General features: G+C 70.0%; 12 protein-coding genes. 6 read left to right on the forward strand and 6 right to left on the reverse strand.

The genetic code is table 11. The features are described from left to right. Positions 1-169 precede the first annotated feature (169 nt). Together tssF and trfA are read right to left on the reverse strand one after the other, a co-directional pair. The gene (tssF, locus tag FJ694_RS19275) at positions 170-1,987 is read right to left on the reverse strand and encodes a type VI secretion system baseplate subunit TssF (protein ID WP_157268951.1); all 1,818 of its coding nucleotides are present in this window, start codon (positions 1,985-1,987) and stop codon (positions 170-172) included. Between the two features lie 247 nt (positions 1,988-2,234). Further along, positions 2,235-3,110, reverse strand: a complete 876-nt coding sequence (gene trfA, locus FJ694_RS19280) for a plasmid replication initiator TrfA (protein ID WP_157268952.1) — start codon at positions 3,108-3,110, stop codon at positions 2,235-2,237. A gap of 549 nt (positions 3,111-3,659) precedes the next feature. On the opposite strand from trfA, the gene FJ694_RS19285 reads away from it, so the two are divergent. The 6 genes from FJ694_RS19285 (at position 3,660) to FJ694_RS19310 (ending at position 11,776) form a co-directional block, all read left to right on the forward strand. Then, positions 3,660-4,844 (forward strand): AAA family ATPase, encoded by a 1,185-nt coding sequence (locus FJ694_RS19285; protein ID WP_157268953.1) that lies wholly within the window; start codon positions 3,660-3,662, stop codon positions 4,842-4,844. Next, complete coding sequence (locus tag FJ694_RS19290; RefSeq protein WP_157268954.1) at positions 4,841-5,815, forward strand: ParB/RepB/Spo0J family partition protein; 975 nt, start codon at positions 4,841-4,843, stop codon at positions 5,813-5,815. Before FJ694_RS19285 ends, FJ694_RS19290 begins: the two co-directional genes overlap by 4 nt. Before the next feature lie 219 nt (positions 5,816-6,034). Further along, entirely contained in the window at positions 6,035-6,988 is a 954-nt protein-coding gene (locus FJ694_RS19295) for a hypothetical protein (RefSeq protein ID WP_157268955.1), read from the forward strand. Positions 6,989-7,459: 471 nt separating this feature from the next. After that, on the forward strand, positions 7,460-7,705 hold the full coding sequence (locus FJ694_RS19300) for a type II toxin-antitoxin system HicA family toxin (RefSeq protein ID WP_157268956.1): 246 nt from the start codon (positions 7,460-7,462) through the stop codon (positions 7,703-7,705). Then, complete coding sequence (locus FJ694_RS19305) at positions 7,702-8,115, forward strand: type II toxin-antitoxin system HicB family antitoxin (RefSeq protein WP_157268957.1); 414 nt, start codon at positions 7,702-7,704, stop codon at positions 8,113-8,115. Before FJ694_RS19300 ends, FJ694_RS19305 begins: the two co-directional genes overlap by 4 nt. Before the next feature lie 130 nt (positions 8,116-8,245). Continuing rightward, positions 8,246-11,776, forward strand: coding sequence for an SNF2-related protein (locus FJ694_RS19310; RefSeq protein WP_157268958.1), 3,531 nt, complete (start codon positions 8,246-8,248; stop codon positions 11,774-11,776). Between the two features lie 255 nt (positions 11,777-12,031). On the opposite strand, the gene FJ694_RS19315 is transcribed toward FJ694_RS19310, so the two are convergent. The 4 genes from FJ694_RS19315 to FJ694_RS19330 all read right to left on the reverse strand — a co-directional run bounded on the left by FJ694_RS19315 (position 12,032) and on the right by FJ694_RS19330 (position 16,050). Next, positions 12,032-12,535 (reverse strand): MarR family winged helix-turn-helix transcriptional regulator, encoded by a 504-nt coding sequence (locus FJ694_RS19315; protein ID WP_157268959.1) that lies wholly within the window; start codon positions 12,533-12,535, stop codon positions 12,032-12,034. A gap of 77 nt (positions 12,536-12,612) precedes the next feature. Continuing rightward, positions 12,613-13,587, reverse strand: a complete 975-nt coding sequence (locus FJ694_RS19320; protein WP_157268960.1) for a PDR/VanB family oxidoreductase — start codon at positions 13,585-13,587, stop codon at positions 12,613-12,615. Beyond that, entirely contained in the window at positions 13,584-14,660 is a 1,077-nt protein-coding gene (locus FJ694_RS19325; protein ID WP_157268961.1) for an aromatic ring-hydroxylating dioxygenase subunit alpha, read from the reverse strand. Before FJ694_RS19325 ends, FJ694_RS19320 begins: the two co-directional genes overlap by 4 nt. A 55-nt stretch (positions 14,661-14,715) precedes the next feature. Continuing rightward, entirely contained in the window at positions 14,716-16,050 is a 1,335-nt protein-coding gene (locus tag FJ694_RS19330; RefSeq protein ID WP_157268962.1) for an MFS transporter, read from the reverse strand. Between the last annotated feature and the right edge of the window lie 9 nt (positions 16,051-16,059).

Here is a 16,059-nt window from a genome sequence, read left to right on the forward strand (position 1 = left end):
CGCTGACGTGCAGCCGCTGCGGCAGCAGCACGTCGTCCAGGTGCTCACCCACGCGTCGCGCGAAGCGCAGCCGGATCGGGCGGCGGTCCTGGTCCAGCCACAGGGACAGCGCATCGCCGCCAAGGTCGCGAAGGTTCATAGTTCGAAGGCTCCGGTCGGCGGGGTCGGGCTACAGCAGCGGCTTTACGCCCTGGCGTACCTCGCCGCCGAACAGCACGGCGCCATGGGCGCACAGCAGCTTGAGACGAATGAAACTGTCCCGGTGGACGTGCTGGGTGAGCCAGTGCTCCAGCACCTGCGCGAAGAGCTGCAGCCCGGGCGGCGCGAAGCAGGCCGCGTCCACCGTCAGCCTCACTTCCGTGCCTCGCGCCATGTAGGCTTCGGGCAGGTACAGCCAGGCCGACACGGCCCGGGACTCGATGGCGAGCAGCCCCTGCGCCAGGCGCGCGCCGGCGCCGCAGCCCGAGAGGTCATAAAGGCACAGCAGCTCGCGCAGCGCTTCGACGCCCTGGCCGTCGAGCCACAGCGGGTTCGGCGACAGGTGCGAGATCAACCGCCACGGCGCCTCGCCGCGCAGGTCGAAGCGCCGGCTTGGCGTGGGCCGCTGCAGCAGCCGCGCGTGGCAGGTCGCGCCGGCGCCCTCCGGTTCCAGCAGCGCGCCGGCATCGAGTGCTTCAGGCAGTGCGCCATTGGTGGCCAGGATCTCAGCCGAGAGCGCGCCGCCGTCCAGCGCCACGGGCTGCATGGCGTCGTCGATGACCGCGATCCGCAGCGCCGCCGCGGTGCCGCCGCCGTCGTCAAGACCGTCCTTCGCCGGCTTCCAGGCCAGCACGTCCTGGGCCGGCCGCCCGCCGTAGCGCAGCGAGTACAGCGGCAGCACTTCCCGCAACGGCCGGGACTGCGGCGGCGCCCAGTGCAGCCGCTCGATGGCGTAGAGCTCTGCCGCCCAGGGGCCATCCGCATCGGCCGCCACCGTGTACTGCGCCACCTCCCGCGCCACGGGCACGGGCTGGACGCGCCGCTCGAACAGGTTGACCACCGGCGTGCAGCCTGGCACCAGGTCGTGCCCGCGCACGCCTTCGAGCACCCGGGCCGGCGCGCCGGAGGCGGCCGAGGCATCCAGCGCGAAGTGCAGCGTCACCTCGCGCGCGGCCATGCCCTGCAGCTCGGCCGGCCAGGGCAGGTCGATGAAGTCGAACTTGCTCGGGAAGGCGAAGAACTCCGCCAGCAGCCGCTGCGCGGGATGCAGGAACGCGCCGCCGTCCGGCAGCGCCTCTGCTGGCGCGAAGCCCACCGCGCGCGGCAGGCTGCCGGCCGCGGCGCGCCAGGGCCCGGCGTCGGCCTGCACCAGCACGCCCAGCACCGCGCCGCACAGCGCCTCGCGCAGCACCGCGGCTTGCGCCGCCTCGCCGCCCAGGAACAGCCGCAGCGGTGGCTGCACCGGTGAGGGCCAGGTGGCCTCCCCGGCGGTCAGTTGAAGGCGCAACGACAGCAGCGCCGCCGTGCCCTGGGGCAGCGGCGCGCCCGCGGCCGCGCCGCTGCCGGCGTGAAAGCTCATGCCCGCCACGCGCAGCGGCCACAGCGTCACGTCGAAGGCGCTGCGGAACTCGCAACGCACGCCGCGCACGGCGGGCGCCTTCAGCCGCGTGCCGCGCGGCAGCGCCAGTGCCTGCGCCGGCGGCGGCGCCTGGGGATCGGGCCCGCAGGCGGCGATGGCGCAGGCCGGGAACGGCCGCAGCGCCTGCGGGAACAGTTCATGCAGCAGCGGGAACGTGAAGCCGGCGTAGCGGTCCTCGATGCGCTGCACGGCGCGTGCGCTCAGCAGCGCCGCGCCCTGCATCAGGCGCTGCACCTGCGGGTCCTCGCTGTGGCCCTCGCCGGTGATCTCCAGCACCCGCGCCAGGGCCTCGTGGTCCTGCGCGAAGGCAGCGGCCTCCGAGCACAGGCGGCGCATCTCCGCCTCGTAAAGCGCCAGCAACTCCTCCATGCCACCGCCCTCCCCGTTTGTATGAATTGGTTACAAACATTGGGCGATCCGGAAAGTCAGCGGACAAGCACGGAAAAACCATGAACGGCGTTGCACGGGCTCGGCGCTCCAGGGAGAGCAGCCCGTATCGGGCCCGCTGGGGGGCCCTTGAATGAGGGAGTGCCGCGCCGTGCCGGCAGCGATGGCTGGCTTGCCGGCCAGGCGCATGCCGGCTCGGCAACGCCGACCCGTCAGTCCGCGAACGGCTTCAGACGGCCAGTTCCAGGACGCCCCGCACGCGCGGCCGTCTCGTCACGCTGATGGTGTCGCCGCGCGGGTCGTGCGCCCAGCTGGCGAGGAATCCCTCGTTCACCAGTTCATCCAGCGATTTCTTCACGTCGTTGCGGAAGTTCGCCAGCCGGTTGGACCGTGAGCCGCAGAGCTGGTGCAGCGTGGCGACCCGGTACGGGTGAGGCTCCCGGTGGCTGGCGTAGAAACTGTGCAGCCACTTCGCCAGCGGCCTGAGCTTGAGCCGCTGCTCCCATTCGATCCAGGAAACGTCCACCGGCGCGAACAGGGCCACCACTTTCGTATCGAGCTTCACGCGCCACGTCGCGCTGCCCTGCCCGTCCTCGTCGCGCCAGGCAAACTCGCCGATGAGCCGCCCGCTCCAGCCATGAACCTGTCCGGGGCTGGTGATCCAGACCGTGGCTTCGGTCATGCGCTGGATGCTCGCCCGCACCCGCTCGTACCGATCCGCGCCGCGGCCCCAGCCCAGGGCCTGCAGCAGCGCGTGCCCGGTGAGCTCGACGGTGTCACCCAGCGCCGCGGTACGTGCCATGTGCACCACCTGCAGCCAGACGTCCTGGTCGTCCTGGCGCAACTCCTCGCCGGTGTACATCACCTCGATGTCGGCCAGGCTCACCAGCCGCGTGCGCTGCAAGGCGGCACGGGGTTCGCGCTTGCCGGCGGCCGTGAACAGGGCACAGCGCGCCATGGCGTTGGGCAGCGCCCGCACTCGCTCGGGCCAGATGTCGAGTTGCAGTTGCTCCGGCTCGGGCTCGACGGCGCGGGCACTGCGGCGGGCAGCCTCGATGCGGGCCTGCCGGGCAGGCGTGATGACGGAGTCCTTGGGAATGCTCATGAGCGGGCAACGGGGAGCTGCCGGCACGCTATCACGGGCCATTCGCCGTTTGACCAGCAATGTTCGCCGTTTGACCAACCGCGCAAGCACGCCGCCAACTGCCGCATTCGCCGTTTGACCAGAGGGCTGATTCGCCGTTTGACCAGCACCTTGTCCACAGCCTTCGCCGTTTGACCAGAGGCCGTTCGCCGTTTGACCTACGGGGCATTCCGAAAAGTCATTGCCTGTCAAAGCGTTGGGGCACTTTTCCACAGCGCTTAACCTGTCTTTTAACCTCCAAGCCTGCACCGCTGGTCATACGGCGAACGATCGGCACGCCAACGCCCAGGGCTGTCCAGAAGAAAGCCGGTTCACCGCTCGGCTTCGGTCCTCTGGTCAAACGGCGAACGCCAAGGCCGTCAACAGCAAGCCACGGCAAATCGGCATGCCGCTCAACCCTGTGCCTCTGGTCAAACGGCGAACGCTGCAGCGAGCGTGCAACGCATCGTTTGTGCCGATTAGCACCGGCAAGGCAAAATCGCGCCGCAAATGCTAATCGAGGGAAACAAGATGCCGGAGGCTGTTCCATCGCCCGTTGGGCTGGATGCGCTGCATGCGCTCAACGTGACCGGGCGCCATTACCTGGGTGACCTGCGCACCCGCATGCTCGAACCCAAGCCGCACAAGGTCGCACCCACTTTCCACAGCGGCCTGGTGGCGGACCTGTGCGGGATCGACACCAAGCAGCAGATCTACCTGCGCTCGCGTGCCGAGCGTGGCCTGCCGCCGGGCGTGCCTATGCCTGGCGGCAGGCGTTCCTATACGCTGGCCGAGGTGCGCGCCTGGGTGAAGTCGCTGACGAAGCGGCCGCGCCGGCCCGAAGGCGCGCAGGCGGCCACGCTGTCCGTTGTCAACTTCAAGGGCGGGGTCGCCAAGACCACCACGGCCGTGCAGCTGGCCCAGGCGCTGACGCTGCTGGGCCGCGACGTGCTGGTCGTGGACCTGGATCCGCAAGGCAGCGCCACGGCCATGGCCGGCTGGCTGCCGGGCACGGACGTGACCGAGAACGACACCGCGCTGCGCGTGTTCGACCCGGAAAGCCGGGTGCAGGATCTCGGCTACGCGGTGCGCGCCAGCTACTGGGACGGCATGGACATCGTGCCGGCGATGCCCGACCTGTACTCGGCCGATGCCTTTCTCTACCGTGCCTCGACGCAGGGCGTGGCCGGCTGGTGGTCGCTGCTGGACAGGGCGCTGCAGCCGCTGCGCTCGCGCTACGACTACATCATCATCGACACGGCCCCCAGCCTCAGCTACATGGCCGTGAATGCCGGCATCGCCGCCGACGGTTTGCTGATGCCGCTGCCGCCGGAGATGCTCGACTACGCCAGCTCCGTGGCGTACTGGGGCATGCAGCGTGACCTGCTCGTGACGCTGCGCGACCTCTACGGCGTGGCCAAGGAGTTCGACTGGGTGCGCGTGCTGCTCACCAAGGTGGACGCCAACAACGTGGCCAGCGGCATCGTGCGCGACCTCATCCTGCAGACCTACGGCGGCTGCGTGCTGCCCACCGACATCCCGCGCAGCCCCGTCACCAGCACCAGCGGGCTGCAATTCGGCACGCTCTACGACACCACCGCCACCCGCTACGAGGGCAGTGCGCGCACCTACGCCAAGCTGCGCGACGCCAGCGACGCCGTGGCCCTGGCCATCGACAACCTCACCATCGCGACCACCTGGAAGGGCGCCCAATGAGCTTCAAGGAACTGCGCGCCCGCGGCGCGGCCACGCTGGCGGCCGGCAAGCCGGTGGAGATTCCGCCGCCCGAGTACGTCGGCGGCGCCGCGCCCACGCGCACGCTGCGCACCGAGGGCGTCAACCGCATCGAGCAGGCCGAGGCCCGCGTGGCCGAGCTGCAGGCCGAGCTCGACAAGCGCCCGCCGGTCGAGGTGGCGCTGGACCAGCTCGACAGCGTGCCCGGCCGCCGGCGCAAGCTCAGCGCCGAGCAGTACGCCGAGCTGCTGGAGAACCTGCGTGTCAACCCGCTGGTGCACCCGATCACGGTTCGGCCGAAGCCCGGCGGCCGCTTCGAGGTGGTCAGCGGCGAGAACCGCCTGGCGGTCTACCGCGAGCTGGGCAAGGCGACGATCCGGGTTTCGGTGCTGGACGTCGGCGAGCAACTGGCCGAGCGCGCCGCGTTCTACGCCAACCTCATCGCCCACGACCTGCCCGACTACGAGAAGTTCAGGGGCTTCGAACGCGAGCAGAAGGCCACGGGCGCTTCCATCGCCGAGATGGCACGCCTGGCCGGCGTGCCGCGCACCACGATCAACAAGCTGTTCTCGTTTGCCAGGCTGCCGGCCGAGGCCCTGGCCGAGATCGAGCGCCATCCGGAGCGGATCGGCGCCAACTGCGCCGACGAGCTGGCCAAGGTGTGCACACCTGAGACTGCCGCGCAGGTGACCGAGGCGGTGCGCCTGGTCGTGGAAGGCAGGATCCCGCAGCAGCAGGCCGTGCGCCGCGTGCGCTCCGTGCCGCGCGCACCGCGGCCGGCTGCGGCGCCGCTGCAGATCAAGGCTGGCCGCTTCAAGTTCGCCGAGCTGCGCGTGGTGGGCAGTACGCTGCGCGTGGACCTGGCCAGCGAGCTTGACGCCGCTGAAGCCGCGAAGCGCATCGAGGCCGTGCTGCAGGAGCTGGCCAGGAAGGCCGCAGCCGCCGTGACCTAGTAGGTCATCCCATATGAATCAACAACTTGCGTGAAATCGAAGCGGTCCTTGGGGACCGCTTTTTTTTCGACTGACGGGGTGCCGATCCGGCTTGGTCCGGATCGGCGCCGATCGTTTTGTGACTCCAGCCGCTGGGCCGGGAAGCAGTGCAGCGGGCCCCGTGGTGTGCCCTGCGCAATGGTGGAAGATGGGTGACATCACGGACGCAGGGAGGGCGGCGTGGACTGGTTCGAACGCATCACCGGCTTTCGGGAAGAGGGCTACGGGCACACCCAACAACGGCTGCGCGTTGAGGACGATTGCCTGGTGAACGTTGCCACGGGCCGACGCTTCGCGATGGGGCGGCTCGAAGTCGTGTCGCTGGACGATCTGCGCAGGCGCGCCGCAGTGCGGCCCGAGGGCCGGCCGCCGGTGCCCGGCGTGCTGCGCGGTGACATCCGTGCGCTGCACCAAGCACGGGAGCAGCGCGGTGCCCTGATCCAGGTTGCCTCGCAATTCAACCTGCTGGAGATGGTGGGGCCCGGCATCAGCCCGGAACACGGCGTGAGCCGTTATGCCGGCGACCCCACTCAAGGCCCTGCCTGCGCGATGGCCGCCGGCGCCGGCACCATCTACCGCAATTACCTGGTGCCGCTGGGCGGCGACCGGGGGCAGCGCGCCGGGCGCCAGATCGACACCCTCGCCGACCTGGGCACGGCCCTCGGCCACGACGCGCAGCCGCTGTGGACCTGGCGCAATGGCTATGCGCTGTGCAGCACCGACGGGCTCTCGCGGGTCTCCAGGCAGCTGGCCGCGGCCGATGCTGCGGAACTCGACCGGCTGCGCGGGCTGTTGCGCATCGGGCTGCACGGGGACGTCGAGGTCACCGATGCGATGCAATCTCCGGGGCCGTTGGTGACGCAGGCTTACTGCTCGGCCATGCCCGTGGCCTACGGCGATCCACCAAGCAAGGCTTGGGAACCGCTGGCGCGGCTGGTGCTGGAGGCCGCCTACGAGGCCACGCTGCTGGCCGGCGTGCTCAATGCCCGCCGTGGCGCCTCGCGTCGCGTGCTGCTCACGCGGCTGGGTGGCGGCGCCTTCGGGAACGATCCGGCGTGGATCAGCGCCGCCATCGAGCGGGCGCTGGCGTGCGTGGCCGGGCAGGACATCGAGGTGTTGACCGTCACGAGATGACGACCATCCTGGCCAGTGCCCGCCATGCCTCCCTGCCGTGGAGCAGGCGCGGCCAATGGGCGTGACCTGGTAGGTCACCCCTTGAGAATCAACGGCTTGGCGAAACCTGAAGCGGCCCATCGAGGCTGTCCTCGTTCAGGCGCTGCCGAAATGACCTGGGCCTGCCTTGTTGAAGACGGAGACGGCGAGAAGAACGATTCTTCGAACCGCCTGACGAGCCCGGGGCCGGGATGCTGCCGAGCTGAACTGAGCTGAGCTGGGCCGAGCAGCGTTGCCGTGTACCCGCAACCGCGGGACCAGCGTGCCGCACGCCTGCTGCCAAGTGCTTGTCGGGTCAGCAACCGGAACCCTCCGAGTCACGAACGGGGCACCTTGTTTGCCTTAAGTGTCGTTATTGATAATAAGGATTATCAATGAACAACGTAGAGATCGGACATGAAGAGATAGTATCGAAGTTGATACTATTGCCGGATGAACACCGCGACCAAGCTGCTGCAGGCCATGCGCCAGAACCCGCGCGACTGGTCGATGGAGCAGCTGCTCGCGGTGGCGCGGCGTCATGGTCTCGAATGCCGCAACAGCGGCGGCAGCCATCACGTCTTCTCGCACCCAGCGGTCCCTGACATCGTGACCGTGCCCGCTCACCGACCGATCAAGGCCATCTACGTCAAGCAGTTCGTGGCCCTCATCGATCGCACCCAAGGAATTGAGCCATGAGCGACGTCAAGTCCATCGAGCCCGCTCGCCCGCCGTATCCCTTCGAGGACTACGCGCGGCTCGTCAGCCACCTCAGCGAGGAGGACGGCGGCGGCTACCTCGTCACGTTCCCGGACCTGCCGGGCGTCATGGCCGATGGCGACAGCGTCGAGGACGCCTTGCGCAACGCGCGCGACGCCTTCGAGTCGGCCGTTGCGGCACTGGCGGACATGGGCCGCGACATTCCGGCACCCACCTTCAAGCCCGACGACGTCGCAGCCCCTGATCTGTCGGGCAAGTTCGTCACGCGCGTGCCCAAGAGCGTCCACGCCCAACTTGCACGTCGCGCGCGTGCCGAGGGCGTGTCGCTGAACTCGCTGGTGCTGGCGCTGCTGGCCGAAGGCCTGGGCCGACGCAGCGGGCGGGCGTGACCCGGCTGCCGCCGCTCGGGCTGCGTGGGGAGCGCATGCGCAACAGACCTGCGCTGCCCGCCACGGCGGCCGCCACGCAGCCAACCAGCAGCCCTGACGGCCCGTACAACCGCCTGATGGCGCAGCAACGGTGAGCCGCACCTCGTACGGCACCACCTGGTGGGGCGCGCAGTGGCTGCAGGCGCTGGCGCAGATCGATCACGACAACCGGCTGCCGCGTGGGCGCACCTACGCCAACCGCGGCGCGGTGCGTGATCTGCACGTGGACGACGGCCACGTCCGGGCCCACGTGCAGGGCTCGCGCCCGCGGCCCTACGTGGTGGACATCCATGTGCCGTCCCTGGGCAACAACGATGCATCCCGGCTGGCGCAGCGGCTGGCGGCCAATCCGGGCCTGATCGCGCGGCTGCTCAACCGTGAGCTGGACCCGCTGGTGCTCCAGGAAGCCGACGCGCTGGGGCTCCACGTCTTTCCGCGGCGCTGGAGCGAGCTGCAAATGCAGTGCTCGTGTCCGGACTGGGCCGTGCCGTGCAAGCACCTGGCGGCGGTGGTCTACCTGCTGAGCCGCGAGATCGACGCCGATCCCTACCTGGTGTTCAAGCTGCGTGGCATCGACCTGCTGGCGCTGCTGGGCCGGCAAGGCGTGGCCGTCGAGGCCGAGGTGCAGCGCACGTTGCCCGCCAGCGCGCTGGCGCTGTTCGAGGACGACGCGGCCGCGGCGGCGCCCGAGCTGGCCCACGATCCGGGCGCGCTGCAACTCATCGACTTCACGGCCGTGCCCGAGCTGTGCGAGCCGCTGTGGCGGCTGCTGCCGGCGCAGCCGGTGTTCCACCGCGGCGGCGACTTCCGCGAGCTCGCGCACAAGACAGTGGCCCGCATCGCGCGCGAGGCGCAGCGCCAGCTTGATGCGGCTGCGCCCGCCGCGGACGCCGCCCGCCAGGTGCCGCCACTGCCCGAAGGTCGCCTGCGCCTGCAGACAGACGGCCGCGCCTCTCTGGACGTTGCAGGCGCAACGCTGGGTGGCCGGGCGCTGGACACGCTGCCGGGGCTGCTGGCGGCGGTGGCCGGCGTACGGGCCGAGCAGCTGCCCGACCTGGGCACGGACCTCGCCGCTGTGCACGGCCTGCACCTGCTGGCGCTGCACCTCATCGCCCGGGGTGCCGTGGTGCCCCAGGTCTTCAGCCTGGACGCCAGGACATTGGTCTTGCGCTGGTGCGCAGCGGAGATGGACGCCAGCGTGCGCGGCCTGGTGCTGCAGGCCGCGGCCGGGCTCCCGCCCGGGCTGGTGCAGCGCCGCGCGGACGGCGCCTGGGTGCCGCTGGCGCCGCGCATGCAGGCGCGCGTGCTCCTGTCTGCCGTGATCGATCTGTACCTGCGGCTGATGGCTGCGGACACCGCCTCGGCTGCGATGTCCGGTGGCGGCAAGTCCTGGAACCTGTTCTTCGGCGCGGGCCAGGTGTGCTTCGATGGTCCGGGCGAGGGCGCACTGGCCGGCAGCATCCACGCCTGGCTGGCGCGGCTGCACCTGGCGCGCCAGCGCTGGATGCCGATGCTGCGCCTGGATGAGGCCGAACACACCGACGGCTTCACGCTGTCGCTGGCCGTGGCCGACGAGCAAGCGACGCTCGAATCCCCGGTGCCGCTGGCCGAGGTCATCGCGCAGCCCGACCTGCCGCACCGCATGGAGGTGCTCAGGACGGTGGCGATGCTCGCCGACTTCCACCCGCCGCTGCACGACCACGTGCGCCAGGGCGCGCGGCAGGCCCTGCCGGTGGCGCCCGAGGAACTGCCCGCGCTGCTGTCGCTGACGCTGCCGGCGCTGCGTCTCATGGGCATCCGCATCCAGTTGCCGCGGGCGCTGGAGCGGCTGTTGCGGCCCCGGCTGTCAATGCAGATCAAGGCCAGTGCCGGTGGCAGCGCCGGCGCGGGCCTGCTCGGCACGGATTCGATCTTGTCCTTCGACTGGAAGGTGGCCCTGGGCGACGAGTTGGTCAGCGCCGCCGAGTTCACGCGCCTGCTCGGCCAGGCCCGCGGCGTCGTGAAGTTCCGCGGCCAGTACGTGATGCTCGATGCGGCCGAGGTGGAGGCGCTGCAGGCGCGCCTGGCCCGCCCGCCCCGGAGCGACGGTGCCATGCTCTTGCGCGCCGCGCTGGCCGGCGAGATCGACGGCGCACCGGTCGGCCTGGACCCGGGCGCGCAGCGGCTCATCGAGCAGCTGCGGCGCGAGGACGAAGTAGCGCTGCCCGCCGGGCTGCAGGCCTCGCTGCGGCCCTATCAGGCGCGCGGCTACGCCTGGCTCTGGCGCAACGCGCGCATGGGGCTGGGCAGCGTGATCGCCGACGATATGGGGTTAGGAAAGACGCTGCAGGTGCTGGCGCTGCTGCTGCGGCTCAAGCAGGACGGGGCGCTGCAGGACGGCCGCGCGCTCGTGGTCGTGCCCACCAGCCTGCTGACCAACTGGCAAAAGGAAGCGGCGCGATTTGCGCCGGCGCTGAGCGTGGCGGTTTTCCACGGCGCCAGGCGCGAGCTGGCACGGGAGCGACCCGACGTGCTGCTGACCACCTACGGCGTGGCGCGCAGCGAGCTGGCGGCGCTCAAGGCGCTGTCCTGGCGCGTCGTCGTCATCGACGAGGCGCAGAACATCAAGAATCCCGGCGCCGCGCAGGCCAAGGCCGTGAAGGCCATTCCCGCGCAGCACCGCATCGCCATGAGCGGCACGCCGGTGGAGAACCGGCTGCTGGAGTACTGGTCGATCATGGACTTCGCCCAGCACGGCTACCTGGGCGGGCCCACGCATTTCACGCGCGAGTTCGCCACGCCCATCCAGACCCACCGCGACGCCGCGGCCGCCGAGCGGCTGCGCCGGGTGATGGCGCCGTTCCTGCTGCGCCGGCTCAAGTCCGACCGGACCATCATCAGCGACCTGCCCGACAAGGTGGAGCAGGACCAGTTCTGCGCACTGTCCAAGGCGCAGGCCGCGCTGTACGAGAGCGTGGTGCGCGAGGCGATGGCGGCCATCGACGGGGAGTCCGACACCTTCCAGCGCCAGGGCCTGGTGCTGCAGCTGATCCTGGCGCTCAAGCAGGTGTGCAACCACCCGGCGCACTACCTCAAGCAGGGCGCGGCCGACCCGGCGGCCTCGGGCAAGGCCGAGCGGCTGCTGGAGCTGCTCGACGAGGTCGCCGCGGGGCAGGAGAAGGCGCTGGTGTTCACGCAGTTTCGCGAGATGGGCGAGCTGCTCTCGCGCATGCTGCAGCAGCGCCACGGCCGCGAGCCGCTGTTCCTGCACGGCGGCGTCAGCCGCGCTGCGCGCGACCGCATGGTCGAGCGCTTCCAGGACGAGCCCGGACAGCGCGTGTTCCTGCTCTCGCTCAAGGCCGGCGGCACGGGGCTGAACCTCACGGCGGCCAGCCACGTGGTGCATTTCGACCTGTGGTGGAACCCGGCCGTGGAGGCGCAGGCCACCGACCGCGCCTATCGCATCGGCCAGCTTCGCAAGGTGCAGGTGCACCGCCTCATCACGCGCGGCACCTTCGAGGAGCGCATCAACGACATGATCCGCGCCAAGCGCGAGCTGGCCGAGATGACCGTCGGCACGGGCGAAGCCTGGATCGGCCAGCTACCTACGGCAGAGGTGAAGGCACTGTTCAAGCTGCGGTAGGGGCACTGCAGCAGTGCGACCCGGCTCGCCATGGTGTCGGGAATGGGCGTTGTCAAATGCGGATCAACTGCTGGTGCGTCGCGTACAGCTTCCGCAAGCCGTGCCGCTGGTGGCTTGAAAACGTCCTGCGGCGGAGCCACCACGGGCGCGGTGGGTATGGTCGAAATGGGCAGGGTTGGCGACGTGATGGCTGTGGCGCTCCGTGAAGCAATCGCAGACCCGCGGCACAAGAGCCCGACGAACTGGACGCAAAGCTCAATCGCGGCTCGCGATCGCTCTCTCCTGGCAGGAACGTACCGGCGCGCGGCTTTGCTCGTTGCCGAGGTTCACGAACTTGCGCATCAAGCGCAAGAGATCCTGTCGTTCCGTGACATTCAGGGAGGCCAGCAGCACCTCTTGCATGGCAGCCACGCCCGGCACGGTGCGCTCCAGCATCGCCTGGCCTTCCGGCGTGAGCAACAGCTGCCGCTGGCGGCGGGGCAGGAGATGGCGCACGATCCACCCCTTGGCCTCCAGCCGCGCTGCGATGTCGGCGGCGGTCGAGGTATCCAGACCCACCTCTTGCGCCAGCGTCTTCTGGTCGATGCCCGGCGCGGTCTGCAGCATGCGCAGCACCGCGTACTGGACCGGCGTGATGTCGTGCCCGACCTTCTCGTGGAATACCGATACCGCGATCTGCTGAGCACGTCGTATCAGGTGTCCCGGCTGGTCGTAGAGGTCGATGGACAAGGCGTCGCTGGAGGTATCGAGGTCAGGCATGGCAACGGCAAATCGACAACCATCGCGTGGCGCGGGACAACTGCCCCAGGCCGTGCCGGTTCATGGTCGTGCGGCAGTCACAGGTCCAGCACCAGCCGCGGCGACTTCGAGCGCGAACAGCAGGGCGTGAACTGGTCGTTGGCTGCCTGCTCCTCGGGCGTGAGGTATGCGTCGCGGTGATCCACCTCGCCTTGCAGCACGCGCGTGAGGCAGGTGCCGCACACCCCCTGCTCGCACGAGACCATGATCTCCACCCCCGCTTCCGACAGGGCCTGCGTCACGGTCTTGTCCGGGGCGATGCTGATGACGCGGCCCGAGCTGGCGAGCTGTACCTCGAAGCTGCCGTCGTCCGCGCGCGGCGCGGCCTCCACGCCGGCAAAGAACTCCCAGTGCAACTGCTCCTCGCCCCAGCCTTGCGAGCGGGCCGTGGCCAGCACCGCATCCATGAAGCCCTTGGGGCCACAGACGTAGAGGTGCGTGCCGGGCTCCGGCTGCGCCAGCACCGCATTCAGGTCGAGCTTCTGCGCCGCAGTGCCGTCGTCGAAATGGAACCGCACCTTGTCGGCGAAGCCCGAACCCTGGATGCGGTCAACGAAGGCCATGCGCTCGCGCGAGCGTGCGGCGTAGTGCATCTCGAAGTCGGCGCCCGTCACCGCCAGGCGCTCGGCCATGCACAGGATCGGCGTGACGCCGATGCCGCCGGCCAGCAGCAGGCTCTTCTTCGCCTCGTGCGCCAGCGCGAAATGGTTCTTCGGTGCGCTGATGGTGAGCGTGTCACCGACCTGCACCGCGTCGTGCACGGCCGCAGAGCCGCCGCGCGAGGCCGGGTCGCGCAGCACGGCCACGAGGTAGCGATGCGACTCGGCGGGGTCGTTGCACAGCGAGTACTGGCGCACCACGCCGCCGGGCAGGTGCACGTCCACGTGCGAGCCCGCGGAAAAGCCCGGCAGCGCCGAGCCGTCCGTGCTGACCAGCTCCAGGCTGCAGATGTCCTCGGCCTCGGCGGTCTTGCGTGCCACCAGCACGCGCAGGGTGGCGGCAGCGGTGCTCATGGCGCCATCTCCGCCACGGCGCCCTGCGCCGGCAACGGCTGCGGTGCCTTCTCCGCGGCCAACAGTCGGTCGATGACGCGGCGCGACTGCATGCCGCCGGCGTCGATGTTGAGCATCAGCAGCTTGCGCTCGGGCCAGGCACTCAGGTTGGCCTGCTGGCGCTGCAGCATCTCCATGTCCTCGGCGAACACCTTGCCCTGGCCTTCGCGGATGGCCACGGTCAGTGCCGGGTCCTGCGCCTTGAAGTTGCGCGCCATGCCCCAGAAGTAGTGGTGCGAGGTCTCGGTCTCGGGCGTGATGAAGTCCACCACGATGGCATAGACCTTCTTGTCCGCCGGTGCGTGGTAGCCGCCGTGGCCGGCCAGCGCCACGCCGACCTCGATCATCACGTGCGTCGGCGGCGTGAAGTGGCAGATCTGCCAGCGGTCCACCGGCTGGTTGTCGGGCAGGCCGTGGCCGCGCAGGGCCAGCTTCCAGAAGGGCGGTGCCTCCGGCACCTTGTCCATGAAGCGGCTGGTGGTGACGTGGTCGCCCTCCACCTTGGTCGTGCACGGCGTCTCGTCGATCTCCTTCTGGCCGATGGAAGTCGAGTGCACGTAGGTCTCGTGCGTGAGGTCCATCAGGTTGTCGATCATGAGCCGGTAGTCGGCCTTGACGTGGTAGTAGCCGCCGCCGTAGGCCCACTCGGGACTGTCGGCCCAGTGCAACTCGGGAATCAGCGCCGCATCGGCCTTGTCCTTCTCGCCCGGCCAGACCCAGATGAAGCCGTGGCGCTCGACCACCGCATAGCTCTTGATGCAGGGGAAGCCGCGCACGCGCTGGCCCGGCATGGCGATGGCCTTGCCCTCGCAGCCCATCTCCAGCCCGTGGTAGCCGCACACCAGCTTGCCGTCGGACACGTAGCCCAGCGACAGGGGCGCGCCGCGGTGCGGGCAGAAGTCCTCCACCGCCGCGGGCGAGCCGTCGGCCTGGCGGTAGAAGACGATGGCCTCGTTGCAGATCTTGCGGCCCAGCGGCTTGCCGTCGATTTCCTCGGGCCGGGCGGCCACGTACCAGCTATTTTTCAGGAACATGCTCAATCCTTGAAGGGAGGTGTGAGACGCGGAGCGTGGCTGCAGGGTTGCAGCGTCAGTGCGCGGAAGACAGGCGCGCGGTGGCCGCTGGCGCTGCCCGCCGGCCGGTGGCCAGCACCGCGCACAGGGCTGCCAGCAACGGCAGCGCGTAGGCGTAATAGAGCGCAGGAGGCTGCCAGCCGCCGTCGAGCAGCACGCCGGCGCTCAGCGGCGCCAGGATCGCGCCCAGGCGGCCGATGCCGATGGCCCAGCCCATGCCGGTGGTGCGCACCGCCGCCGGGTAGGTGGCCGGCGCGAAGGCGTAGAGGCCCGCCATCGAAGCAAAGATGAACAGTCCGATGCCGAAAGCCGCGGCGAAGGCCAGGCCCAGGGAGCCCGACACCAGGCCGAAGGCGGCCATGCACACGGCCGTCAGCAGCAGGCTCATCGCCGTGAGGCGGGCCAGCTTCATGCGCACCGCCAGCGCGCCGAACAGGCTGCCGCCGACGATGCCGCCCAGGTTCAGCAGCACGCCGCCGGTGATGCCCTGCTTGGCCGACAGGCCCGCGGCCACGAGCAGCTTGGGCGTCCAGCTCAGCGCGAAGTAGAAGCTGAACATCAGCAGGAAGAAGGCACCCCAGATCAGCAGCGTCGGCCGGGCCAGGCCGTTGCTGAACAGGCCGGCCACGGCATGGCCCGTGCTGGCCTCGCCCGCCGCGCGCCCGGGCAGCTGCGACAGCTCCGCGCGGCCCATCTGGCGCAGCAGCCGGTTGAGCTTTTCCAGCGCGCGCTGCGGGCGGCGGGCGACGAGGAAGTCCACCGACTCCGGCAGACGCCACAGCACCACCGGGATCATGGCCGCGGTGCTCAGGCCGCCGAAGACGAAGACCGAGCGCCAGCCGTACTGCTCCAGCAGCCACGCGGCGATGAGCCCGCCGATGGTGGCGCCGATCGGATAGCCCGTCGCCTGCAGGCCCACGCAGGTGCTGCGCCACTTGAGCGAGGAAAACTCGGCCGTGATGACGCTGACGCTGGCGAGCATGCCGCCGATGCCCACGCCGGTGAACGCGCGCAGCAGCGCCAGCTGCACGGCGCCTTGCGCCAGCGCCGACAGCAGCATGCCCGCTGCGATGCCGGCCAGGCACAGCAGGATCACCCGCTGGCGCCCGATGCGGTCGGCCAGCGGCGCCACGAACAGCGAGCCCACGGCCATGCCGACGAGTCCGGCGCTGAACAGCATGCCGAGCTCGGCACCGCTGAGCTTCCATTCGGCAGCGACGCTGGACGCGGTGAAGGCCATGACCAGCACGTCAAAGCCGTCGAGCATGACCAGCATCACGCAGATGGCGACCGCCAGCCATTGAAACCGGCTCATGGCGCCTTCTTCCAGCGCCTTGTGGATGTCCAACATGGAACTTGT

The sequence above is a fragment of the Azohydromonas aeria genome (assembly GCF_009760915.1).
Classification (GTDB): Bacteria; Pseudomonadota; Gammaproteobacteria; order Burkholderiales; family Burkholderiaceae_C; genus Azohydromonas; species Azohydromonas aeria.

Bases quoted from the DNA above. Each gene is read 5' to 3' on its own strand.
- FJ694_RS19330 (WP_157268962.1), bottom strand. From the start codon at position 16,050: ATGTTGGACATCCACAAGGCGCTGGAAGAAGGCGCCATGAGCCGGTTT.
- FJ694_RS19305 (WP_157268957.1), top strand. From the start codon at position 7,702: ATGAGCGACGTCAAGTCCATCGAGCCCGCTCGCCCGCCGTATCCCTTC.
- FJ694_RS19325 (WP_157268961.1), bottom strand. From the start codon at position 14,660: ATGTTCCTGAAAAATAGCTGGTACGTGGCCGCCCGGCCCGAGGAAATC.
- FJ694_RS19320 (WP_157268960.1), bottom strand. From the start codon at position 13,587: ATGAGCACCGCTGCCGCCACCCTGCGCGTGCTGGTGGCACGCAAGACC.
- tssF (WP_157268951.1), bottom strand. From the start codon at position 1,987: ATGGAGGAGTTGCTGGCGCTTTACGAGGCGGAGATGCGCCGCCTGTGC.
- FJ694_RS19290 (WP_157268954.1), top strand. From the start codon at position 4,841: ATGAGCTTCAAGGAACTGCGCGCCCGCGGCGCGGCCACGCTGGCGGCC.
- FJ694_RS19315 (WP_157268959.1), bottom strand. From the start codon at position 12,535: ATGCCTGACCTCGATACCTCCAGCGACGCCTTGTCCATCGACCTCTAC.
- FJ694_RS19300 (WP_157268956.1), top strand. From the start codon at position 7,460: ATGAACACCGCGACCAAGCTGCTGCAGGCCATGCGCCAGAACCCGCGC.
- trfA (WP_157268952.1), bottom strand. From the start codon at position 3,110: ATGAGCATTCCCAAGGACTCCGTCATCACGCCTGCCCGGCAGGCCCGC.
- FJ694_RS19285 (WP_157268953.1), top strand. From the start codon at position 3,660: ATGCCGGAGGCTGTTCCATCGCCCGTTGGGCTGGATGCGCTGCATGCG.